Source organism: Bowmanella yangjiangensis (assembly GCF_018531185.1).
In the GTDB taxonomy this organism is placed as follows: domain Bacteria; phylum Pseudomonadota; class Gammaproteobacteria; order Enterobacterales; family Alteromonadaceae; genus Bowmanella; species Bowmanella yangjiangensis.
On the sequence record NZ_JAHDJU010000003.1, the window covers coordinates 278,896 to 302,447 of the forward strand.

A 23,552-nucleotide genomic window follows, 5' to 3' on the forward strand; every position below is an offset into this window, starting at 1 on the left:
TGTGGCCAACGTATTGGAAAAAATTGTCGAAGATAAACGCCAGGAGCTTATCGCCCGCAAACAGGCGCTACCTCTGGAAAGTTTTATCGACGGCCTGACACCCTCAAGCAAAAGCATGTTCGAGGCCTTAAGCCAGCCTCAGGCCGGATTTATTTTTGAATGTAAAAAGGCTTCTCCTTCCAAAGGGTTGATTAGACCGGTATTTGATCTCGATGAGATCCTGGCTGCCTACAAGCCTTATGCCGCGGCGATTTCGGTGCTCACCGATGAAAAGTATTTTCAGGGTAGCTATGACTATCTGCAGTATGTCACCGAGCGGGTCAGCCAGCCGGTATTGAACAAAGACTTTTTTATCGACCCCTACCAGGTGCATCTGGCTCGTTACTACAACGCTGACGCCATATTGCTGATGTTGTCGGTGCTGGATGATGCCCAGTATCAGGAACTGGCCGAGCTAGCCGAACATTACCGGTTGGATGTACTGACCGAAGTATCCAACCAAGAGGAAGCGCACCGTGCGGCACGCCTTGGCGCTAAAATTATCGGCATCAACAACCGTAATCTGCGTGACCTGAGTACCGACCTGGCAACCACGGAAAAACTCGCGCCGCTGTTGCCCCAAGACGCGTTGGTGATTTCTGAGTCGGGTATTTATACCCATCAGGATGTCCTGCGTTTAGCTCCGCTGGCCGATGGTTTTCTGGTAGGCAGTTCGCTGATGGCCCAGCAGGACTTAACCCAAGCCGTGCAACAGCTGCTGTTCGGTCAGGTAAAAGTCTGCGGTTTAACCAGTATAGAAGATGCTAAGGCGGTAAAAGCCGCAGGTGCTAGTTATGGCGGGCTTATCTTTGCTGAGCAGTCCAAACGCCGTATCAGCCAGACTCAAGCGCAGGCCATAGTAGAGCAAGTGCCCTTTCATTACGTGGGTGTATTCGTCAATGCACCACTGGATGATGTCACCCAATTTGCCACCCAACTGAAGTTGGTGGCTGTGCAGCTACATGGTCAGGAGAGCGACGACTACATTCGCGCCCTGCGTGGGCAGTTGCCTGCAGAGTGCCAAATATGGAAAGCACTGGGGGTGACCACCAGCCTGCCCGAAATGGATAACCCCTTGGTTGACCACTACCTGCTGGATTGCCAGATAGGCAGCAGCTTTGGCGGTACTGGCCAGCAATTCGACTGGGCATTGCTGGGCAGCATCAGCGATAAGACCAAACTGGCGCTGGCCGGCGGACTTAACCCCGACAATATAAAACTGGCAGCAGCCACCGGAGCGGCATTACTTGATGTAAACTCCGGCATAGAAAGCCGCCCAGGCGTGAAAGACCAGCAAAAATTACAGCAACTATTTACCCAATTAAGAGACTACTAATGAGTAAACAGCTATCCACCAAATTCGGTGACTACGGCGGCATGTACGTACCCGAACTGTTAATTCCGGCCCTGGAACAATTAGAGCAGGCCTTTCTCGACGCGCAGCAGGACCCGGACTTTCAACAGGAATTTAAAAGCCTGCTGAATGACTATGCCGGACGTCCTACGCCATTAACCAAAACCCGTAACCTGGTCAGTAACCCCAAAGTCACCTTGTACCTGAAGCGCGAAGACTTGTTACATGGCGGCGCGCATAAAACCAATCAGGTATTGGGTCAGGCACTGTTGACCAAACGTATGGGTAAAACTCAGGTCATCGCCGAAACCGGCGCCGGTCAGCACGGTGTGGCCACCGCCCTGGCTTGTGCGCTGCTGGGACTGAAGGCCCGTATTTATATGGGGGCCAAAGATGTTGAGCGTCAGGCTCCCAATGTGTTCCGTATGCGTTTGATGGGCGCCGAAGTGATTCCGGTTAACGCCGGTTCTGGTACCCTCAAAGACGCGGTAAATGAAGCACTGCGTGACTGGTCTGCCAGCTACCAGGATGCCCACTATTTGCTCGGCACCGCGGCTGGCCCTCATCCCTTCCCCACCATAGTGCGGGAATTCCATAAGATGATTGGCGAAGAGATTCGCGCCCAGATCCTGGAAAAAGAAGGTCGCCTGCCCGATGCGGTCGTAGCTTGTGTGGGTGGTGGCTCTAACGCCATTGGTGCTTTTGCTGACTTTATTGATACCCCAGAAGTGCAACTTATTGGTGTTGAGCCCGCCGGTAAAGGTTTGCATACCCATGAGCATGGTGCTGCCATTGCTAAGGGTACCAGAGGTATTCTGCATGGTGCCTACAGCTACATTATGCAAACGCCGGAAGGCCAAATTGAAGAGTCTTACTCCGTATCGGCCGGTCTGGATTACCCCGCCGTTGGCCCTCAGCATGCCTATTTACATGATATAGGCCGCGCCACTTATGAATCGGTCACCGACGAAGAAGCACTGAATGCCTTCCAGTTGCTGGCCCGCAAAGAGGGGATTATTCCGGCATTGGAGTCTTCCCACGCGCTGGCCCATGCCCTGAATATGGCGGACGCCGCTGAAGAGGAAACCCTGATTGTGGTTAACCTGTCAGGTCGCGGCGATAAAGATCTCGCTCACGTACAGCAGTTTTTGAAAGGGGATACCCACAATGGATAGATATGCACAGATGTTCCAGCGCCTGGAAAGCGAAAAGCAAGGCGCTTTCGTTCCTTTTGTGACCTTGGGTGACCCGGATGTAGAAACCAGCCTGGCGGTGGTGGAAGCTCTGGTAGCTGGCGGTGCCGATGCCCTTGAGCTTGGCATTCCTTTTTCCGATCCCATCGCCGATGGCCCGACTATCCAGAAGTCCGCCATTCGAGCCTTGGAAAAAGGCGTCACGCCCCGTGACTGTCTGGCCATTATTCATCGCATCCGTGAACACCATAAAGACATTCCCATCGGTTTGTTACTGTATAGCAATTTAGTATTGGCGCCCGGTATTGATGAGTTTTACCGACTGGCGGCCGAAGCCGGCGTTGATTCGATTCTGATTGCCGATGTACCGATTCGAGAGGCTGAGCCCTTTATGGCTGCCGCCAAGGCCCATGGCATTCAGCAAATTCTGATAGCGCCGCCCAATGCCTCTCAAGCCACCTTGCAGCAGATTGGCGAGCTGTCCAGCGGCTATACCTATCTGCTTGGCAGAGCCGGGGTAACAGGAACAGAAACCGCCGCCGATATGCCCGCATCTGACCTTATCAGTAAGCTGCATGACGTGGGGGCAGCCAAACCCATTCTGGGCTTCGGTATTTCTAAGCCCGAACAGGTTAAAGCCGCTATCGAGGCTGGCGCTGCCGGTGCCATTGCCGGCTCTGCAACAGTTAAGATCATTGAGCAACATCTGGATGATAAAGCCATGATGCTGACCCGTTTAAGCGAATTTGTCGCGGGCATGAAATCCGCCACCAATAAATAAAATCCCCGGCAGCGTCATTCGGCGCTGCCGCATTTTGTCCTGCCGATATATCTATTCACAATCTTGCCCTGTCCTGAAATGACAAAACTCGGTACTATCCTCCCATTGCGATAAAGAGGTAAACGCGACTATGCAATTTTTGATGGAATTCCTGCCCCTGCTGGTGTTCTTCCTGGCTTACAAATTTGCCGATATTTTCTGGGCAACCGGCGCATTGATGGCGGCCACTGCCGTGCAAATGCTGGTTACCTACATACGTACTAAAGAAATTCCGAAAAAGCAGTGGGTGTTTTTTGCCATGATCGTGGTGTTCGGCGGCCTGACCATCGCTCTACATGACGAGCACTTTATTATGTGGAAACCCACCATTGTGTATGTGATTTTCGCGGCAATCTTGCTGGGTAGTCAGGTCATGAAACGCCCGGCCCTCAAAGAGTTGCTGGGCAGTGCCATGGAATTACCCGAAGCCATTTGGAAGCGTATCAATCTGAGTTGGGCTGCCTTTTTTATGCTCAGTGCATTAGCCAATATCTACGTGGCTTATGGCTTCAGTCAGGATACCTGGGTTAGCTTCAAAGTATTTGGCATGACAGGTGCCACCCTGATTTTTACCATTCTGACCATTATGTATGCCTACCGCTACATGCCGGAAGAGCAAAAACAAGATGAACAAATCGACGAAAATAAACAGGGATAAAAGCCATGTGGTATGTATTTTTCTCCGAAGATAAAGCCGGTAGTCTGGAACAGCGCAAAGCCGCCCGACCTGACCACTTGGCTCGACTGCAAGCCCTGAAAGACCAAGGTAAATTACTGGTTGCGGGTCCCTGCCCGGCCATTGATTGCGAAGATCCCGGCGAAGCGGGTTTTACCGGCTCAGTGGTGATTGCTGAGTTTGACAGCCTGGAACAGGCCCAGGCCTGGGCCGATGCCGATCCCTATATGGCGGCCGGTGTATACCAGCGCACCATTGTAAAGCCCTACAAGAAAGTGCTTCCCTAACCACTTGACAGTTTACAGGCAGCAAAGTCAGCTTGCTGCCTGCTGACTCTTGATACCCTAAGATGCTACAAATCAGCCGTAACGTACAATTGGATCCAACCGAGGTTGAGCTTAGCGCTATTCGCGCTCAGGGCAGTGGTGGCCAAAACGTCAATAAAGTGTCCAGTGCCATTCATCTGCGTTTCGATATTCGCGCATCGTCTCTGCCTGATTTCTACAAAGAGCGGTTATTGACATTGGCCGACAGTCGTATCAGTAATGACGGCATTCTGATCATAAAAGCGCAGAACTATCGAACCCAGGAACAAAACCGTGAAGATGCCCTGAACCGTCTTCTGGATATCATCCGAGCAGCGGGAAAAACCCAAAAGGTCCGGCGGGCAACTAAGCCGACCAAGGCCTCACAAAAGCGCCGTGTAGACAGCAAGAAAAAGGCCGGCGCCAAGAAAAACCTGCGTGGCAAGGTCGACTTCTAGGACTGTTTGCTAAGTTAAAGCCTCCGATAACTGCCGAATTATTGACCAACAAATAGCGAAACTTGGGCTGGATCAAGTCAAACCTTCCTACGACGTAATCTAATGCCCTCCCCGATTCAACCGGCAAGTATCGTCATGCGCTTTTCTCACATTCACCACAAAATCTATCTTCTGCTGTTCGTTACCTGCCTGTTGGTGCTGACAGCTGTGACCTTTATGCTTTACGAGCAGCAGCGTTCGTTGGCTGAGTCAACGGTGGAGTCCAATGTCAAACTCCTGGCTGATAACTACTTTGATTCGATCAATACCCTGATGTTGACCGGCACTATGCACACCCGCGATACCCTGAGTGAAAAATTTCGCGCCCATGAGGACATCCGCGAGGCCTTGATACTCAGAGGACAGAAGATCAAGGACATGTACGGCGAGGGTTATAGTGAGCAGTCTGCAAAAACGGCCGAGGACCGTCAGGCCCTGGCAGGTGAGCAGTCTCTGTTTATTGGCGAAAACAAGGGCGAACGCATCATGACCTACTATAAACCCATGATTGCCAGCAGCGATTACAAAGGGACCAACTGTTTGGGTTGCCATCAAGCCAGTGAAGGAGAAGTATTGGGCGCGGTAAAAATCAGTTATTCGCTATCCAATCTGGATAATAATATTCATCGCAACGCCATCCAAAGTGCCTTGCTGCTGGCCGGCATTTTTATACTTACCTTTACCGGGCTTGGTATCTGGTTTAAGAAAAAACTCATACATCGTATTACCCAATTAGGCCGCACTATGCGCCTGGCCACCGAAAATCAGGATCTCAGTCTGACGGTCAACGACCCCACAGATGACGAATTAGGACGTTTAGCTAGAAACTTTAATAAAATGATGAACGTCTTTAAGCAAAACCTGGCTAAAGTTTCTCAGTCCAGCGCGGTACTGAACCAATCTGCACTGCGTATTATCAACTCTGCAGACACCTCTGAGCGCATGATCCTTGAACAGAAAATCAGCACAGACTCAGTAGCGGCCGCCATCAATGAACTGGAATGTTCATCCGCCCAAGTCAAACAGATCAGTCACCAAGCCCATGCAACCACAGACGAATGCGCCAAACTCGCGTTTCATAGTCGGGATATTGCCGCCGAGGCAGAGCAAAGCATTAACCAACTGGCAGGTCATGTCCGCCAGGCCACGGAGCAGGTAAACCGATTACAGAACCAAACGATGCAGGTTGGCAAAGTGCTGGAGGTCATCAGTGCCATTGCAGAACAAACCAATCTGCTGGCCTTGAATGCCGCTATCGAAGCTGCCAGGGCCGGAGAACAGGGACGAGGATTTGCCGTGGTGGCCGATGAAGTGCGCACATTAGCCAATCGCACTCATGACTCCACCGATGAGATCCATCGCACTATCGCAGTACTGCAAAAAGACGCCGCGGCAACAGTCCAGACTATGGAAGCCTCCTGCAACGAGGCAGATATCAAAGCCAAGCAAATTCAAAAACTTGCAGAATCACTGGCAGATATGACGGAGAACATGCGGCAGATTAACGAATTGAATACGCAAATCGCGAATGCCACAGATGAACAGAATCTGGCGGCGGAAGAAATTAACCAAAGTATTTTGCGAATTCTCGATAATGCTGAGCAATCCCTTGAGGACGCCAAGGGCAACAAGACCATCAGCAACGAGCTGCAACAGCTTTCACAAACCTTAGAGCAGCAGGTACATACTTTTAAGCTGGGGCAATAAATCGGCGTTATTAGCATGACAGCTCGTTCCGCCCCGTTTGTTGTCCATTAGCCAGGGAATGCGGCGCGAGCTTACCGGCCAGTTCAAATACAAGAAAGGGGCATGATGCCCCTACTCTTACTCAATGACACGCCAGTTCATGGAATACCGCCACTGGTCAAAATACAGATTGCCGCCCCGCCACTCTACTTCACCGCGCTGTGAGTCCAGGGTTTCAGACCTAAAGTGCTGCTTTTGTGGTACGAAGGGCTGCGAATAATCGCTGTTGAATATCAAGCGATAGGCGTCAATTCCCCCCAGATAAAACCAGGCCAGTTCAGGCTGGTCGCTGTTCAACACGCCATGCGTTACATCCATGGGCAACCAACCATAAGGCGCCAGATAAAACTGCCCCCAGTCATGCATAGTGTCAAAGTCGCTGTCGGAAAATTCCCATCCTGACTCCCAGCGACTGGGAATACCGTTCATACGTAGCAAGGTCATCAGCAACATGGTTTGCTGACCACAATCAGCGTGACCGGTGGTCGCGGCATACTCTGACAAATTACGAATAGTGGAGTACTCGCGGGCGGTGGCCCAGGGAATGGTATCAACCCAGGCAAACAATTTTTGCGCGATACGGTAAGGGTTGGTTTCATCGCCGACGATACGTGCCGATAATTGTCTCAGCTCATCGCTGAACTGAATATGGGGTAAGCGCTCAGCCAGATAATCCTGATACATTTCAGGTTGTGTCAGTGGCACCACTTTTTCTGGTTCAATAGGCTGATGCCAGGCTTTGGCTGTATAACGGTAGCGGATCGAAAACTCGGTTTTCTCGCCTGCTTTGGCAGGCGCTTCAAAATAAGCGGTTCTTTGCGCCGTATCAGCCGGGGCAAGGCTAACCACATCAGGCGCACTGCTCACCAACTCAATATTATACTGACGTCCTTCGATAGGTTTAGGATAAGGAAGCCAGGCCTTAAGCAGTTCCCCCGCAGGTATCGCATCGGCATTGACGGTTAACTTGTATTCAATCTCAAAGCGCACAGGCATATCCTTGCCGCTCAATACATCACTGTGGTGTGGGTGCACTTGATACAGCGGATCAGGTTTGTCATAACTGGCTTGTGGATTGACTTCTTTGTGCCTGGCCAGCGCTGCCGTGCTTAAATGCATCAGGTTATAACCGGAACTTTTGAAGTAGCGCATTTCCCCATCAATCAGCATGGACTCGATAACATTCTGAGCTAACCAGGCTTGCACGTCCTGCTCGGTCGCTTGTGGAATATAGCGACGCACATTTTTGAGCAATGCAGAAAAATCATAAGGGAAGTCGCGCTCAATGCGACCCATACGCTCCAATTCAAAGGCAAAGGCGTCATACTGCTCAGGGGAAAGCGAGTGCGCTGACGCCAAAAGTTGCTCAATAAGCACTTTGCTTGCTGTGAACTCACCGGCATCAATCTGTTGCTGAATGATCTCTAGCTTTGGCACTGGCTGCTCGGCGCCGACGCCCTGCCAACTCATCGCCGACAAGCCTATTGCCAAGCTCAACAGCCTGAAGGTTTTAACGGTTCCCATGCCCCTGTCTCCTTATTCTTTGTTGCACGTTGCCTACATTTAGTCATGAAGCTAAGTGATGATTTATTATGTTTTTAGTACAGATGCCGAGCCATTATGTTGTTGACAGAAAAGGAGTTCAAGAAATATTCGAATAATATATTTACAAAACCAAGAATGTTGAAAATATTTATTCCTTCCGTGCTGAGCTAATACCACTTGACGAATAAAGCAGCAAGTTCGAGTCGCTGCCGGTTACTGTGATGACTAAAGTAAAAAGGCCGCTCAGCAAAGCTGAACGGCCTTTTTTTCACGCTATCTGCAATTACAAACTGGCTTCCAGTTCGGGCAGGATCTGGAACAGATCACCTACCAGACCATAGTCGGCAATTTGGAAGATTGGCGCTTCTTCATCTTTGTTGATAGCCACAATGAATTTGGAGTCCTTCATACCCGCCAAATGCTGAATTGCACCGGAGATACCAACCGCAATATACAGCTCTGGGGCGACAATCTTACCGGTTTGTCCCACCTGCATATCGTTAGGTACAAAGCCTGCATCTACCGCCGCACGAGACGCGCCAATGGCCGCGCCAAGCTTATCTGCAATGCCTTCCAACAACTTAAAGTTGTCGCCATTTTGCATACCACGTCCACCGGAAATCACCACGCGCGCCGCGGTGAGCTCCGGACGCTCAGACTTGGTCAGTTCAGCCCCCACAAAGGCACTTAAGCTATTTTCCTTGCTAAGGCTAATGGCCTCTACCGCAGCGCTACCGCTTTGCTCAACGGCATCAAACGCACTGGTACGTACCGTGATAACCTTGATCGCATCTTCACTTTGCACAGTAGCGATAGCGTTACCAGCATAAATGGGGCGCACAAAGGTATCGGCACTCTCCACTTTGATAATGTCGGAGATTTGCGCAACATCCAGTAGCGCCGCCACCCGGGGCATAAAGTTTTTACCCGTGGTGGTGGCCGCGGCCAGGATATGGCTGTAATCACGCCCCAGCTCAGTAACCAGTTCACCAATATTTTCAGCGAGCTGGTGCTCATAAGCCGCATCATCGGCCACCAACACTTTGCTCACGCCAGCCAGTGTTGCCGCTTGCTGAGCCACGTCCTGACACTGGTAACCGGCGACCAATAAGTGCAGCTCGCTGCCCATTTTTATAGCCGCATCCACCAGCTTAAGGTTTTCCGCCTTCAGGTGCGCGTTGTCATGTTCTACGTATACCAGAATCGCCATTAGATCACCTTCGCTTCATTTTTCAGTTTTGCCACCAGCTCAGCCACATCAGCCACCTTCACACCGCCTTGACGCTGAGCAGGCGCTTCCACTTTGAGCAGCTTAACCTTGGATGTCAGTTCCACCCCAAAATCCGCTGCAGCTTTGACATCCAGCGGTTTACGTTTGGCCTTCATGATATTTGGCAGTGAGGCATAACGGGGCTCGTTCAAACGCAGGTCGGTGGTTACCACCGCTGGCAAGGTCAGTGATACGGTTTGTAAGCCGCCGTCCACCTCGCGGGTAACCTTGACCTTGTCACCGCTAATTTCCACTTTTGAAGCAAAGGTACCTTGCGGCAAACCGCATAAGGCTGCCAGCATTTGGCCGGTTTGGTTGTTATCTGAATCAATGCTCTGTTTACCCAGAATCACCAATTGCGGTTGCTCGGCTTCCACTACTTTTTGCAGCAGTTTGGCGACTTGCAATGATTCCAGCGACTGTTCGGTTTCAATATGCAGGCCACGATCAGCGCCTAACGCCAAGGCCGTACGAATTTGTTCCTGGCAGGCTTTATCACCAATTGAGACCACCACAATCTCGCTGGCAATCCCCTGTTCTCTCAGGCGCACAGCCTCTTCCACAGCAATTTCACAGAATGGGTTAATGGCCATTTTGGTATTGGCAAGGTCCACACCGGATTGATCCGACTTCACCCGCACCTTGACGTTATAGTCAATGGCGCGTTTAACTGGCACTAATATCTTCATCTTGACACCTTCATTTGAGGATACAGGGCAATTCCTGTGTTGCCCCTCGGGGTGGGAGCATTCCGTTTATGGCAAAAATGTACTTCCTGTTGACGTAAACGTCAACCAACACTACCCTTTGCCGCGGGCAGATAAATTTACAACAAATTAATCCTGGGCTGATACTTTATTAACCTAGAACAGCTATAGCCTACGCCTTTAGCTAGAGGCACAGAGCAAGAATAGACCAGTAACAAGACATTTTGAGGAGTCTGTAGTGGAAAGAGAATCGATGGAATTTGACGTCGTTATTGTCGGAGCCGGACCGGCGGGTCTTTCCACCGCCTGCCGCCTTGCTCAGCTTAGCCGCGAACATGATCAAGAGCTGATGATCTGTGTGGTGGAGAAAGGCTCAGAAGTAGGCGCTCATATACTCTCCGGTGCAGTATTCGAACCTCGCGCCCTCAACGAGCTTTTTCCTGACTGGCAGGAGAAAGGGGCGCCGCTGACCACCCAAGTTAAAGAAGATCATATCTATCTACTTAAGAACGAAGCTGATGGCAGCAAACTTCCCGGCTTTATGACCCCCAAGACCATGCACAATGAGGGCAACTATATTGTCAGCATGGGCAATGTCTGTCGCTGGTTGGCTCAACAGGCAGAGGAACTGGGTGTAGAGATTTTCCCCGGTTTTGCCGCCGCCAGTTTGATTATCGAAGACGATGTAGTCAAAGGGGTAATAACCGGCGATATGGGCCTGGATGCCAAAGGTGAAGCGAAGGACGGCTTTATGCCGGGTATGGAATTACGCGCTAAGTACACTGTATTTGCTGAGGGCTGCCGCGGCCATTTGGGCAAAGAACTGATTGCCAAATTCGCATTAGACAAAGACAAATCCCCACAACATTACGCCATTGGCTTTAAAGAAATCTGGGATGTGCCTGCCGATAAACATCAGGAAGGTCTGGTGGTGCACAGTGGCGGCTGGCCATTAAATGAAGCCAGTGGTGGCGGCTATTTGTACCATGCCGAGAACGGTCAGGTTCTGGTGGGATTGATTGTGGATTTAAATTACAGCAACCCTTACCTCAGTCCTTTTGATGAATTCCAGCGCCTCAAGCACCACCCGGTATATAAACAATATCTGCAAGGTGGAAAACGAGTGGCCTATGGGGCACGCGCCATTGCCAAGGGCGGTTTAAACTCCTTACCAAAGATGACCTTCCCTGGCGGGTTGCTGGTGGGTTGTGAAGCCGGCACCCTGAACTTTGCCAAGATCAAGGGCAATCACACGGCCATGAAGTCCGGCATGCTCGCCGCCGAAACCTTATTTGACGCGATAAAATCTGGCGGTGAAGGTCAAGATCTACAGGCCTATGCTGAGAAACTCAGTGCCTCCTGGTTATTTGATGAACTCTACCGTTCGCGTAATTTCGGCCCAGCTATGCACAAGTTCGGCACATTTTGGGGCGGTGCCTTTAACACACTTGAGCAAAATTGGTTCGCCGGAAAGCTGCCGGTTACTCTGCGAGACGACAGCGTGGATCACGAACAGTTGAAAGACAAGGGTCAGTGTCAGAAACTGACCTACCCGAAACCGGATGGTGTTTTGAGTTTTGATAAGCTGTCATCGGTGTTTTTGTCTAACACCAACCATGAAGAAGACCAGCCTTGCCATTTACAGCTCAAAGATAACACAATCCCCATTAGCGTTAATCTGGCGCGTTTTGATGAGCCAGCGCAGCGCTACTGCCCCGCCGGGGTTTATGAAATAGTTGAAGAAAGTGACGGGCCCAAGCTGCAGATAAATGCGCAAAACTGTGTGCACTGTAAAACCTGTGACATTAAAGACCCAACTCAGAACATTCGCTGGGTGGTGCCGGAAGGCACGGGTGGACCCAATTACCCGAATATGTAAGCTAGCAGGCCCCACACGGGGCCTGTTTTTTTTGTGCTCTGTGGTTTCTCCACAATCCTCTCACTATGGATTCCCCCGAATCTTAGTCATATTCAAATAATCGCTGAAATACCAAGTAGATAGGCTACTATTAAGGCCTTGTTGTACAGTTTTCACTCACACATCGGCAAACAACATCAGGGCAGCAAATGAAGGACAACGATTGGCAACGCATAGAAGCGCTATTTCATCAGGCACAAGAACTTCCACAAGCACAGCAGCTCGCTTTTTTGCAGGAACAATGCGGCAATGATTCGGCGTTGGTTGACAAAGTATACTCACTGCTGGCTCACGACGGACATGCCGACACCTTGATAACACCGGTATTACAAGCTGCTCAGGCATTTTTGAACCCCGATCAAGATCTCAGTGGTCAGTTGCTTGGCCCCTACCGACTTTTAAAACCTTTGGCAGAAGGCGGTATGGGGGCGGTTTATCTGGCTGAGCGAGCCGACCATCAATACCAGCAACAAGTGGCCATTAAACTTATTCGCACCAGCCAGCAAACCAGTCAGGCGATGCAGCAGCGGTTTAAAACTGAACGCCAAATCCTGGCTCAGTTACAGCATCCAAACATCGCCCGGCTATTGGACGGCGGCACCACCGAACAGGGGCTTCCCTACTTAGTGATGGAATATGTTGATGGTCTGGACATTAAACAGCACTGTCAGAAACGCGGACTGGATCTGCCTGGTAAATTAAGATTGTTTATTAAAGTTTGTCAGGCCGTCCAATACGCCCACCAAAAATTGATTGTGCACCGCGACTTTAAGCCGTCCAACATTTTAGTCCAGGCCGATGGAGAACCTAAGTTACTGGATTTCGGCATTGCCAAATTACTCGACAACACACTCAATGATCAGTGGGGCATGGATACCCGCACTCAAGAACGCGCCATGACCCCCTTGTATGCCAGCCCAGAACAGATTCAGGGGCATAGTATTACCGTGGCAACCGATGTGTATGCGCTGGGCGCCTTGTTTTATGAACTGCTTACCGACATGCCGCTATTTGAGGCTAAAAGCACGCCCTTTGCCTTAGAAAAGTCCATCCTGGAAACCGTCCCTCGCCCACCCAGCCAAGCGGTTTTGGAGGTATCCGACAACAAAGCACAACCCAACAGGTTGTTGAGCCGCCAGTTGGCAGGCGACTTGGACAACATATTGCTTAAAGCCTTAAACAAAGAGCCGGAGATGCGCTACGCCTCAGTCTGGGAGCTGGGAAAGGATCTCGACAATGTTCTGAATCACAAACCTGTTAAGGCCCGTGCCAGCTCGCTGATGTATCGAAGCGGAAAATTCTTGCGGCGTAATATGCTGGCCAGCGCACTTAGCCTGACTTTGCTGATTATGGTTAGCGTCGCATCAACGGCAATCTGGTTGCAGTCAGTGCAAGTCAAAGCCGAAAGGGATATAGCTCAGCAGCAGCGCGATAAAGCCGAAACTGAGCGCGGAAAGTCAGAAGCGGTCAGCCGTTTTCTGACCTCGATGTTTAATAAACTCCGCCCCACAGAGGCACAAGGCCGGGAAATCAGTTTGCGCGAAGTACTGGATAGCGCCAGCGCCAAACTGGATGATGAAAACAGTGCCCTGGCGAAGCAGCCCTTGATAGAAGCCGCAGTCAGACGGGAAGTCGGCGACATTTACTATCGTATTGGCGTACTGCTACCCGCTATAGCGCATTTGGAAAAGGCCCTGGCTATTCATCGCGCCAACAATAACAGTGACAGCAGGGGCCTGCTGAATGTGCTGTTGTCACTGAGCAATACCTATAGCCGTGCTGACCGGCATACCGAGCGCTTACCATTGCTCGAAGAGGCAGTGGAGCTGAGTAAAATCGTGCGCGGGCCGGACAGCGAATTCACACTCGGACAAATGACCAACCTGGGAGGGTTTTACAACGATACCGGTCGTTCCCAAGATGCGGTTGATATACATATGCAGGTTCTTCAAGCTGCCCGAAAAGCCTTAGGTGAAGATAACATTGTCACTATATTGGCCATCACCAGTTTAGGGGCCGATCACTTCGCACTATGGAACTATGCTCAGGCTGCAGACTATTTCCAATTAGGCTTAACCCGCTCTGCTGAAGTTTTGGGTGAGCAGCACAGCCTTACTGTGTATAACTTAGGTCGCCTGGCAACCTTGCAAGAAATGCTCGGTAACCATGAAAAGGCGGTCGACTATGCCAATCAATACTTGCAAAGCAGCATAAAAATTTACGGCAACGCCCATCAGGACGCCTATGAAGCTAAGTATCGATTGGCCAGGGTTAAGCTTAAGCAAGGTGAATACCAAGCGGCCGAAGCGTTGTTAGACGAGGTAATTGCCGGTTTACCGCCGCTGGTGGGCGAGGTAAATGGCCTGCTGTATCAAGCGCAAAGTTCATTGGCTAGCCTTTACCAGCAAACTGACCGACTCCAACAAGCAAGTACGCTTGCCAATATGGTTCTCGCCAAAGAGACTGAAATGTGGGGATATGCCCACTCGAAAACTCTGGAAACCGCCCTGCTTACAGCCACAATTCAATTGCGACAAGGCGATGCACAACAAGCTCAATCAAACTTAGAGAAAATTATCTTGGCCTGGCGCTCAATTCGAGAGGATCACCCTGCGCAGTATGAGCCCTTGGTAGAGCTGGCCAAAATTAGTTTACAGGCCGAATTGGGCGCCCAATCCTTGCATTACCTACAGCAAGCCTCAGATCTTGCCAATCAAACTACGGAAATCCCGCGCCCCAGCCTGAACTGGGTGCATGACCAACTGCATAGATTGCAAGCAGAAGCGACAAAGCGAGCCGCCATTTGAAACACGAAGCAAATCCTAAGCTTGCAAACTTCTGATTAATTAACAAACAGTTGTAATGCTTTCTAACAAGTTTGTGATTGCAAAAGGAAGCGAGTATTTTCATAGTTTGGCGTTTGCACTAAAAGCTCCTAACTCGCGCAACATGCGCCATGGACGATAAAAAAACGGGAAACAATAAAAGTGAAAGTAAATAAACTAGTCATTGCTATGGCCATCGCCGGCCTAAGCGCCTGCAGCAGCACCCAGCAGGTGCCTTCCAACACAACAACATTAGTTGAAAGTGTTGCCAACCAGGGAACACAATTGGTTATTCCCTATAAAAAATACCGATTAGCGAATGGCTTGACCTTGATTGTCCATGAGGATAACTCCGATCCTCTGGTACATGTTGATGTTACTTATCATGTTGGTTCCGCCCGCGAAGAGCTGGGTAAATCGGGCTTTGCGCATTTCTTCGAACATATGATGTTCCAAGGCTCTGAAAACGTCGCCGATGATGAACATTTTAAGATTGTTACCGAGGCCGGTGGCACCATGAACGGCACCACCAATTCAGATCGTACCAATTACTTTGAAACCGTGCCGGTTAACCAATTGGAAACCATGCTGTGGTTGGAAGCGGATCGCATGGGTTTCTTGCTGGATGCGGTAACCCAGGAAAAATTTGAGGTCCAGCGTGAAACCGTCAAAAACGAACGGGGTCAACGTATCGACAATCAACCCTATGGACGCTTAGGAGAGCGAGTTGCCCAGGCCCTTTATCCCGAAGGCCATCCCTATTCCTGGCCGGTGATTGGCTGGATGGACGATTTAAACCGGGTCAATGTTAACGACCTCAAAGCCTTCTTCCTGCGCTGGTATGGGCCAAACAATGCCACCCTGACCGTAGGCGGCGACGTTAAAGCCGAAGAAGTACTGGCCCTGGTAGAAAAATACTTTGGCTCTATTCCGGCAGGTCCAGAAGTAGAACCTATGGCCAAGCCTAAAGTCAGTCTGGATAATACCCGTTATATTTCCATGGAAGACAATGTGCACCTGCCCTTAGTGTATATTGCCTACCCCACGGTGCATTTGTTCCATGCAGATGAAGCCCCTTTAGATGTACTGATGCAGATCATCGGTTCTGGCAACAATTCGCTGCTGTACCAGAACTTGGTGAAGAATCAACTGGCAGTACAGGCCTCTGCCGGCCACGGCTGTTCTGAATTAGCTTGTCAATTTACGCTTTTCGCCTTGCCTCACCCAGCGTCAGGTAAAACCCTGGCTGATATGGAGAGCATTATCCGTAATAGTCTGGCCGAGTTTGAGCAGCGCGGCGTAACTGATGATGACTTGGCAAAAATCAAAGCAGAAATGCTGTCTGACGCGATATTTGGCCTGCAATCTGTCCATGGCAAAGTGGCACAATTGGCCAACTATGAGACCTTGCTGGGCAACCCCAATTACATTAACGAGCAGGTAGATCGTTATAAACGCGTCAGCAAAGAAGACGTGATGCGAGTCTATAACACTTACATCAAAGGCAAACCTTCTGTGGTGATGAGTGTGGTACCCAAAGGCCAGACACAACTTGTAGCCGCAGCAGATAACTTCACCCTGCCGAAACCACTAGAAATGGGCCCTTCCACCACCACAGCGGATGACTTGAACGTCAGGGTAGCCAAAGACGACTTTGACCGTTCCATTCGCCCTGCTCCGGGCGCAAATCCTGCAGTGGCCGTGCCACAGTACTGGCAGGAAAACTGGGAAAATGGCATTGAAGTACTTGGCACCCACAATGACGAAACGCCCACCACATCTCTGTTGCTGAAGATTCGCGGCGGCAACTACCAACAAAACCTGGATAAAGCCGGCGTAGCGAGTATTCTGGCCGCCATGCTGACCGAGTCGACTCAGTCTCGCAGCAGTGAGCAGATGACCCGTGAGCTGGAAAAGCTGGGTAGTAGTATTCGGGTGTCGGCCGGAGACGAAAATCTCAACGTATTTGTTAACAGCCTGAGTGAGAACCTGCCAGCGACGCTCGCCTTACTGGAAGAATACCTGTTTGAACCTGCTTTCAATCAAGATGACTTTGCTCGCATTCAGAAGCAGCGCATCGAAGGGGTTAAAAATGCCCAAAAAGATGCAGGTTATCTGGCCAGTAAAGCCACCAGGCAACTTATGTACGGTAACAGCATTGCTGGACTGCCTGACGGCGGTACAGAGCAGACGTTGGCCAGTATCAGTCTGGATGACGTGAAAGCCTTCTACAACACCTGGTTTAAACCGGTGGGTGGTGAGATGATCCTGGTGTCCAGCCTGGACAAGGCTGAAGTATTCTCGGCCATGCCTAAGCTGAGAGCCTGGCAAGGACAAGCCCCACATACCGCGCCCAGCATTGGTACAGCGCAGTTTGAGCCGGGTGTTATTTACCTGGTAAATAAAGACGAAGCGGCACAATCCGCTATCCGCGTCGCTAAACCTGCGCTACCCATAGATATTACCGGCGAATACTACCGCACTGGCCTGATGAACTTCCCACTGGGAGGGGCATTTAACAGCCGCATCAATATGAACCTACGTGAAGACAAAGGCTATACCTATGGGGCCTGGACAGGTTTCTGGGGAGACCAATACACGGGAACTTTCTCGGCCTCTGCCGATGTGCGTGCTGATGCCACACAAGCCGCTCTGGCTGAGTTCTACAAAGAGATTAGCCAGTACGCCGAAAAGGGGATCAGTGACGAAGAGCTAAGCTTTATGCGTCTGGCCATCAATCAAAAAGACGCACTGAAGTATGAGACGCCGCGTGCCAAACTGGGTTTCCTGGCGCAAATTCTGGAATTTGACCTAAAGCCAAGCTTTGTCAAAGAACGTTCGGCCATTGTTGATAACATCAGTAAAGCGGAAATCAATGCCCTGGCAGCCAAGCATCTTAAACTGGATGAAATGCTGACAGTGGTGGTGGGTGACGCCAAAACACTTAAACCTGAGCTGGAAAAACTCGGCCGTAAAGTGGTTGAGTTCAAGCTTTAACCCCTATGCATCAATAAAAAACGGCCCAATTGGGCCGTTTTTTATTACTGATAAGGGCTTAATTTGGCCGTCAGGACATGGTCCCGCCATCGGCCATTAATCTTTAAATAGCGCTTGGCCAGGCCTTCCTGCGCAAACCCCAAGCGCGCCAACAAACGCGCACTACGTTTATTCTCGGGCAAATAGTTAGCCATAATTCGATTCAACGTTAACTCCCCGAAAATATACTCAATACAAGGTGAGAGCATTTCAAACATCAGTCCCTGCCCTTGAAAACGATGATCCATCGAGTAGCCCAAATAGCAGGCCTGAAAAGGGCCACGCACAATCTGGCTAAAGCAAGCCTGCGCGACTAATTGCCCGCTCTGATGCTCAAATGCCACCAGCGGCAGCTGACAGCCAGCCTGATAATCAGCAAAACGCTGCGCAATCCGCGCTTGGCATTGTGCGGGAGTAAAGTAGTCTGGCGCACGCAATGGCTCCCAAGGGGCGAGGTGATCTTTGTTCTGCACCTCGTATTCGTGCTGCAGCTCCCATTCATGAGGGTGCAACACTCTGATAGTCAACCTATCGGTTGCAAGCACCATATTCCCCGTTTTCATTATGATTTGGCCGATAACAACCAGGCCTGCTCATCCGCCGGGCATTTGCCCTTCAGGCCACCTTTAATGGCCTTTGACTCCAAGAGTTCAAGGGTAAACATATCCTGATAATGGGCTTTTACCTCCTCTGGCGGCACAGAAAATGGGGGGCCACTGAGTAAGCTCTGGTCATACTCAAAGCTAATTAAAAGCTGGGAAGCAAATCCGCTGATGGCAGCCAGATGGCGGCTATACAGAATACGCTTGTCAGCCGGCAACGCGACCAAAGCGGCTCTATCGTATACCGCATCAACCAGCCCCAAGGTATCAGCATCCACAGCAAAAATATCGCCGACCAATATATCCAGTTGATGGGCGCTGTATCGGCTAAGCTGGCCAATTTGGGTAATGGTCGGTTCAACCCCAAGCTCAGCAAAAAGTTGCTCTACCGCCTGTTGTACCCACTCAGCACCGACCACCTTGAAACCTTGTTGAAGCAACCAGGCGATATCCAGACTTTTGCCGCACAGCGGCAGAAAAACCCGGTCACCGGGTTTTAACCCTAAACGACCAATATGCCTGACCAACTTGGGATGAGGCTCGGGTAAATGAAAGCCCAATTCGTTATTTTGCCATTTTTGCTGCCAGAAACTTGCTTGCACTGTCGGTCTCCCTGATTGTCAGGCTGCCATGATACTGAGTTTGAGGCTGTACGTCTTGCTGATGCACTTTGAACTATACTGAGCTTCTCAGTTTCCCTGATGACAGTTCATGAGGAAATCCCATGAATATCCGCCCCTTAACGCTTACCACTCTGATGGCAATAGCAAGCCTAGGAAGTATGGCGGCAGACAATCAACAAGCCATGCTTGATGATGCGCTGAATGCCGCACCACCCACACTGAGGGACAAGGTGACGGTAATGGACTGGGACAAGAATGTTCTGCAACAAGGCGATAGCGGCTACACCTGCTTCCCTACCCCGCCACAACTGCAAGGCACGTCCCCCATGTGTATGGACGACACTTGGATGGCCTGGGCCCACGCCTGGATGAACAAGCAGCCCTTTGAAGCTACAGGTATTGGTATTTCCTATATGTTGGCAGGAGACGGTGGCGCCAGCAATACCGACCCTTTCGCTGAAGGTGAAAGCAAGGATAACCAATGGATAGTGGAAGGACCGCACCTGATGCTCATCACACCAGATAAGGCGCTATTGGACGCTTTGCCTACCGATCCTTACTACGGAGGACCATACGTAATGTGGAAAGACACTCCCTATGCCCACATCATGATCCCGGTAGGTAAACGGCCCTGACAAGCAAGCAATAAAAAAGGGCCACACGGCCCTTTTTTCTATTCAGTTTTCCCCTGAATTACAGGTACTCAACCTCAATAATTTCATATTCCACAACACCGGCAGGCGTCTGAATCTGTACAACGTCATCCAGACTTTTACCAATCAAACCACGGGCGATAGGTGAATTAACGGAGATCAGGTTGTTTTTGATATCCGCTTCATCATCGCCCACGATGCGATAGGTAATTTCGCTTTCGGTATCCAGATTCAGCAAAGCAACGGTTGCACCGAAAATCACCTTGCCATTATTGGCCATCTTGGTGACATCAATAATCTGTGCCACCGACAGTTTGGCTTCAATATCCTGAATACGTCCTTCGCAAAAGCCCTGCTGCTCACGAGCAGCATGGTACTCGGCGTTCTCTTTAAGATCGCCGTGTTCACGGGCTTCGGCTATGGCCTGGATAATCTGAGGACGCTTAACCGACTTCAGATGGTTCAGCTCTTCGCGCAGCATTTGTGCGCCCTTAGCTGTCATGGGTATCTGTTGCATTAACGACTTACTCTCTCGTGTAATTCCTGTACGGAGCTTACCCGGGCCCGGTCATCGGCTTCCTGGGCATGCATGGTAGCAAACGCTGCATTCATAGTGGTGGTATACGCCACTTTATTCAAGAGTGCTTCGCGACGAATATACACGGAATCGTTAATTGCCTGACGCCCTTCGGTAGTATTGATGATGTAGCAGTACTCACCGTTTTTGATGGCGTCGACAATATTAGGACGCCCTTCAGACAGTTTGTTGACCACTGCACACTCAAGACCGGCCTCGGTAATCACCTGCGCAGTCCCTCTGGTGGCTTCCAGCTTAAAGCCTTTGGCCAGCATGGCCTTCGCCAATTCAACCAGACGACGCTTGTCGTTTTCACGCACAGACAACAACGCCTTACCACGCTTAGGCAATGGTGCGCTGGCACCCAGGTTTGCCTTGGCATAGGCCTCTTCGAAGCTGTCACCCACGCCCATTACCTCACCGGTAGAGCGCATTTCAGGGCCTAGCAACGGGTCAACACCATGGAACTTGGCAAAAGGAATCACCACTTCTTTTACTGAGTAGTAAGGCGGAATAATTTCCTTTGTAACGCCTTGCTGTACTAGGGTTTGTCCCACCATAGCACGCGCTGCCACCTTGGCCAGGGCCACACCCGTCGCCTTAGAAACAAAAGGCACGGTACGGGCAGCACGAGGGTTAACCTCAATCAAGTACACTTCGCCGCCTTTAACCGCAAACTGGGTGTTCATCAGACCCACTACACCCAATTCCAGCGCCATGGCTTTTACCTGATCGCGCATCTTATCCTGAATGGCTTTGTCCAGGCTGTAAGGAGGCAATGAACAGGCTGAGTCACCTGAGTGAACACCGGCTTGCTCGATGTGCTCCATGATACCGCCAATCACCACATTCTCGCCGTCGCAAATGGCGTCAATATCCACTTCGATGGCGTCATCCAGGAAGCGGTCCAACAATACCGGAGAGTCGTTAGACACTTTTACCGCTTCATTCAGATAGCGCTTCAGATCTTTAATGTCGTAAACGATTTCCATGGCGCGGCCACCCAACACGTAGGAAGGACGAACCACCAGCGGGAAGCCGATACGCTCAGCCTGTTCCAACGCTTGCTCAACATTGCTGACCGTTGCGTTGGCTGGCTGTTTCAGATTCAGCTTATGCACCATCTGCAGAAAACGCTCACGGTCTTCGGCACGGTCGATGGCATCAGGGCTGGTACCGATAATGGGTACACCGTTGGCTTCCAGGGCGCGAGCCAGTTTCAGCGGGGTTTGCCCACCGTACTGTACAATTACACCTTTAGGCTGCTCAACCCGGACGATTTCCAGTACGTCTTCCAGCGTTACCGGCTCGAAGTACAAACGATCCGATGTATCGTAGTCGGTAGACACAGTTTCCGGGTTACAGTTAACCATAATGGTTTCGTAACCGTCTTCACGCATGGCCAGGGCCGCGTGTACACAGCAGTAGTCAAACTCGATACCCTGACCGATACGGTTTGGGCCACCGCCCAATACCATGATCTTGTCGCGGTTGGATGGATTGGCTTCACATTCTTCATCGTAGCTGGAGTACATATAGGCAGTGCTGGTAGCGAACTCGGCTGCACAGGTATCTACCCGTTTGTAAACCGGCACAATACCCATCTTACGACGGTTACCACGCACATCTTCTTCCGCTACGTTGGTCAGGGCTGCCAGGCGGGCATCAGAGAAGCCTTTACGCTTAAGCTTACGCATCAGCTCTTCATCAATGCCTGACAAACCACGCTCAGTAACCTCGATTTCAAGCTGCACCAGCTCTTCAATCTGTACCAGGAACCAAGGATCGATGTTAGTCAGACCGAAGATTTCATCCACCGTCATACCGATACGCATGGCATCAGCGATATAGAACAAACGCTCGGCCCCGGCTTCACGCAGTTCACGGATAATCTTGGTTTTGGCTTCCGGGTCGTTGATGTCAACCACAGAGTCAAAACCGTGTGAGCCGATTTCCAGACCGCGAATGGCTTTTTGCAAGGACTCCTGCTGGTTACGACCTATGGCCATCACCTCACCTACCGACTTCATCTGCGTGGTCAGACGGTCGTTGGCGCCAGGGAATTTTTCGAAGTTAAAACGTGGGATCTTAGTCACCACGTAGTCGATAGCCGGTTCAAACGAGGCTGGGGTCAGACCGCCGGTAATATCGTTAGCCAGCTCATCCAGCGTATAGCCCACTGCCAGCTTGGCCGCCACTTTGGCGATAGGGAACCCTGTTGCTTTGGAGGCCAGAGCAGATGAACGAGATACCCTGGGGTTCATCTCGATAATCACCATACGGCCAGTTTCAGGGTCAACCCCAAACTGTACGTTGGAGCCGCCGGTTTCCACACCGATTTCACGCAATACCGCCATGGCTGCATTACGCATTATTTGGAACTCTTTGTCGGTCAGCGTCTGCGCTGGTGCAACAGTGATTGAGTCGCCGGTGTGAATACCCATGGGGTCGAAGTTTTCGATGGTACATACGATAATGCAGTTATCGTTTTTATCGCGTACCACTTCCATCTCGTACTCTTTCCAACCAATCAAAGATTCGTCGATAAGCAGCTCGTTGGTGGGAGACAAATCCAGACCACGACGGCAGATTTCTTCAAACTCGTCGATGTTGTACGCGATTCCGCCGCCGGTACCACCCATAGTGAAAGATGGACGAATAATACAAGGGAAGCCGATACGCGACAGCACATCATGGGCTTGCTCCATGGTGTGGGCAATTTCAGCGCGGGGGCATTCCAGACCTATGCTCTTCATAGCCTGGTCAAAGCGCTCACGGTCCTCGGCTTTGTCGATGGCATCAGCAGTCGCGCCGATCATTTCCACACCAAACTCAGCCAGTACGCCGTGCTTATCCAGCTCTAGTGCACAGTTTAGTGCCGTCTGGCCGCCCATGGTAGGCAGAATCGCATCTGGGCGCTCTTTTTCAATAATCTTTTTCACCACTTCCCAGTGAATCGGCTCGATGTAAGTGGCATCGGCCATTTCCGGGTCAGTCATGATGGTGGCCGGGTTGGAGTTCACCAGAATCACCCGGTAGCCTTCCTCGCGCAGCGCCTTACAGGCCTGAGCACCGGAATAGTCAAATTCACAGGCCTGACCGATGACAATAGGGCCAGCGCCGAGAATCAGAATACTTTGTATATCATTACGTTTTGGCATGCTTC

18 protein-coding genes are annotated in these 23,552 nt (G+C 50.8%); 11 read left to right on the forward strand and 7 right to left on the reverse strand.

Annotated features, from left to right (window positions below; translation table 11 throughout):
* Position 1 precedes the first annotated feature (1 nt).
* The 7 genes from trpCF (at position 2) to KJY73_RS16895 (ending at position 6,591) form a co-directional block, all read left to right on the forward strand.
* The gene (gene trpCF / locus KJY73_RS16865; RefSeq protein WP_214344888.1) at positions 2–1,375 is read left to right on the forward strand and encodes a bifunctional indole-3-glycerol-phosphate synthase TrpC/phosphoribosylanthranilate isomerase TrpF; all 1,374 of its coding nucleotides are present in this window, start codon (positions 2–4) and stop codon (positions 1,373–1,375) included.
* Positions 1,375–2,568: a tryptophan synthase subunit beta gene (gene trpB / locus KJY73_RS16870; protein ID WP_214344889.1), complete on the forward strand. Its 1,194-nt coding sequence runs from the start codon at positions 1,375–1,377 to the stop codon at positions 2,566–2,568. The genes trpCF and trpB overlap by 1 nt, the downstream gene beginning before the upstream one ends.
* On the forward strand, positions 2,561–3,367 hold the full coding sequence (gene trpA / locus KJY73_RS16875) for a tryptophan synthase subunit alpha (RefSeq protein WP_214344890.1): 807 nt from the start codon (positions 2,561–2,563) through the stop codon (positions 3,365–3,367). The genes trpB and trpA overlap by 8 nt, the downstream gene beginning before the upstream one ends.
* A 130-nt stretch (positions 3,368–3,497) precedes the next feature.
* A complete protein-coding gene (locus tag KJY73_RS16880) occupies positions 3,498–4,064 on the forward strand; it encodes a septation protein A (protein ID WP_206595314.1) in 567 nt (188 codons plus the stop codon).
* Positions 4,065–4,069: 5 nt separating this feature from the next.
* Complete coding sequence (locus tag KJY73_RS16885) at positions 4,070–4,369, forward strand: YciI family protein (protein ID WP_214344891.1); 300 nt, start codon at positions 4,070–4,072, stop codon at positions 4,367–4,369.
* A 62-nt stretch (positions 4,370–4,431) separates the two neighbouring features.
* Positions 4,432–4,845: an alternative ribosome rescue aminoacyl-tRNA hydrolase ArfB gene (gene arfB, locus KJY73_RS16890; RefSeq protein ID WP_214344892.1), complete on the forward strand. Its 414-nt coding sequence runs from the start codon at positions 4,432–4,434 to the stop codon at positions 4,843–4,845.
* A gap of 135 nt (positions 4,846–4,980) precedes the next feature.
* Positions 4,981–6,591 carry a methyl-accepting chemotaxis protein gene (locus KJY73_RS16895; RefSeq protein ID WP_214344893.1) on the forward strand — a complete coding sequence of 537 codons (1,611 nt, stop codon included), beginning with the start codon at positions 4,981–4,983 and terminating at the stop codon, positions 6,589–6,591.
* Between the two features lie 117 nt (positions 6,592–6,708).
* On the opposite strand, the gene KJY73_RS16900 is transcribed toward KJY73_RS16895, so the two are convergent.
* The 3 genes from KJY73_RS16900 to KJY73_RS16910 form a co-directional block, all read right to left on the reverse strand.
* Positions 6,709–8,154 carry a transglutaminase-like domain-containing protein gene (locus KJY73_RS16900; protein ID WP_214344894.1) on the reverse strand — a complete coding sequence of 482 codons (1,446 nt, stop codon included), beginning with the start codon at positions 8,152–8,154 and terminating at the stop codon, positions 6,709–6,711.
* A 304-nt stretch (positions 8,155–8,458) separates the two neighbouring features.
* Entirely contained in the window at positions 8,459–9,385 is a 927-nt protein-coding gene (locus tag KJY73_RS16905; RefSeq protein WP_214344895.1) for an electron transfer flavoprotein subunit alpha/FixB family protein, read from the reverse strand.
* Positions 9,385–10,134, reverse strand: a complete 750-nt coding sequence (locus tag KJY73_RS16910; protein WP_214344896.1) for an electron transfer flavoprotein subunit beta/FixA family protein — start codon at positions 10,132–10,134, stop codon at positions 9,385–9,387. Before KJY73_RS16910 ends, KJY73_RS16905 begins: the two co-directional genes overlap by 1 nt.
* A 256-nt stretch (positions 10,135–10,390) precedes the next feature.
* On the opposite strand from KJY73_RS16910, the gene KJY73_RS16915 reads away from it, so the two are divergent.
* From KJY73_RS16915 to KJY73_RS16925, 3 genes are all read left to right on the forward strand, one after another.
* Positions 10,391–12,031, forward strand: a complete 1,641-nt coding sequence (locus KJY73_RS16915; RefSeq protein ID WP_332874222.1) for an electron transfer flavoprotein-ubiquinone oxidoreductase — start codon at positions 10,391–10,393, stop codon at positions 12,029–12,031.
* A gap of 188 nt (positions 12,032–12,219) precedes the next feature.
* The gene (locus KJY73_RS16920; RefSeq protein ID WP_214344897.1) at positions 12,220–14,877 is read left to right on the forward strand and encodes a serine/threonine-protein kinase; all 2,658 of its coding nucleotides are present in this window, start codon (positions 12,220–12,222) and stop codon (positions 14,875–14,877) included.
* A gap of 180 nt (positions 14,878–15,057) precedes the next feature.
* Entirely contained in the window at positions 15,058–17,892 is a 2,835-nt protein-coding gene (locus KJY73_RS16925; RefSeq protein ID WP_214344898.1) for a M16 family metallopeptidase, read from the forward strand.
* Positions 17,893–17,936: 44 nt separating this feature from the next.
* On the opposite strand, the gene KJY73_RS16930 is transcribed toward KJY73_RS16925, so the two are convergent.
* Entirely contained in the window at positions 17,937–18,494 is a 558-nt protein-coding gene (locus KJY73_RS16930; protein ID WP_214344899.1) for a GNAT family N-acetyltransferase, read from the reverse strand.
* Positions 18,494–19,135 carry a thiopurine S-methyltransferase gene (tmpT, locus tag KJY73_RS16935; RefSeq protein WP_214344900.1) on the reverse strand — a complete coding sequence of 214 codons (642 nt, stop codon included), beginning with the start codon at positions 19,133–19,135 and terminating at the stop codon, positions 18,494–18,496. The genes KJY73_RS16930 and tmpT overlap by 1 nt, the downstream gene beginning before the upstream one ends.
* Positions 19,136–19,257: 122 nt before the next feature.
* On the opposite strand from tmpT, the gene KJY73_RS16940 reads away from it, so the two are divergent.
* Positions 19,258–19,791 (forward strand): hypothetical protein, encoded by a 534-nt coding sequence (locus KJY73_RS16940; protein ID WP_214344901.1) that lies wholly within the window; start codon positions 19,258–19,260, stop codon positions 19,789–19,791.
* Positions 19,792–19,849: 58 nt separating this feature from the next.
* On the opposite strand, the gene greA is transcribed toward KJY73_RS16940, so the two are convergent.
* Both greA and carB read right to left on the reverse strand, forming a co-directional pair.
* Entirely contained in the window at positions 19,850–20,326 is a 477-nt protein-coding gene (gene greA / locus KJY73_RS16945) for a transcription elongation factor GreA (RefSeq protein WP_206595325.1), read from the reverse strand.
* Complete coding sequence (gene carB / locus KJY73_RS16950) at positions 20,326–23,547, reverse strand: carbamoyl-phosphate synthase large subunit (protein ID WP_214344902.1); 3,222 nt, start codon at positions 23,545–23,547, stop codon at positions 20,326–20,328. Before carB ends, greA begins: the two co-directional genes overlap by 1 nt.
* Positions 23,548–23,552 lie beyond the last annotated feature (5 nt).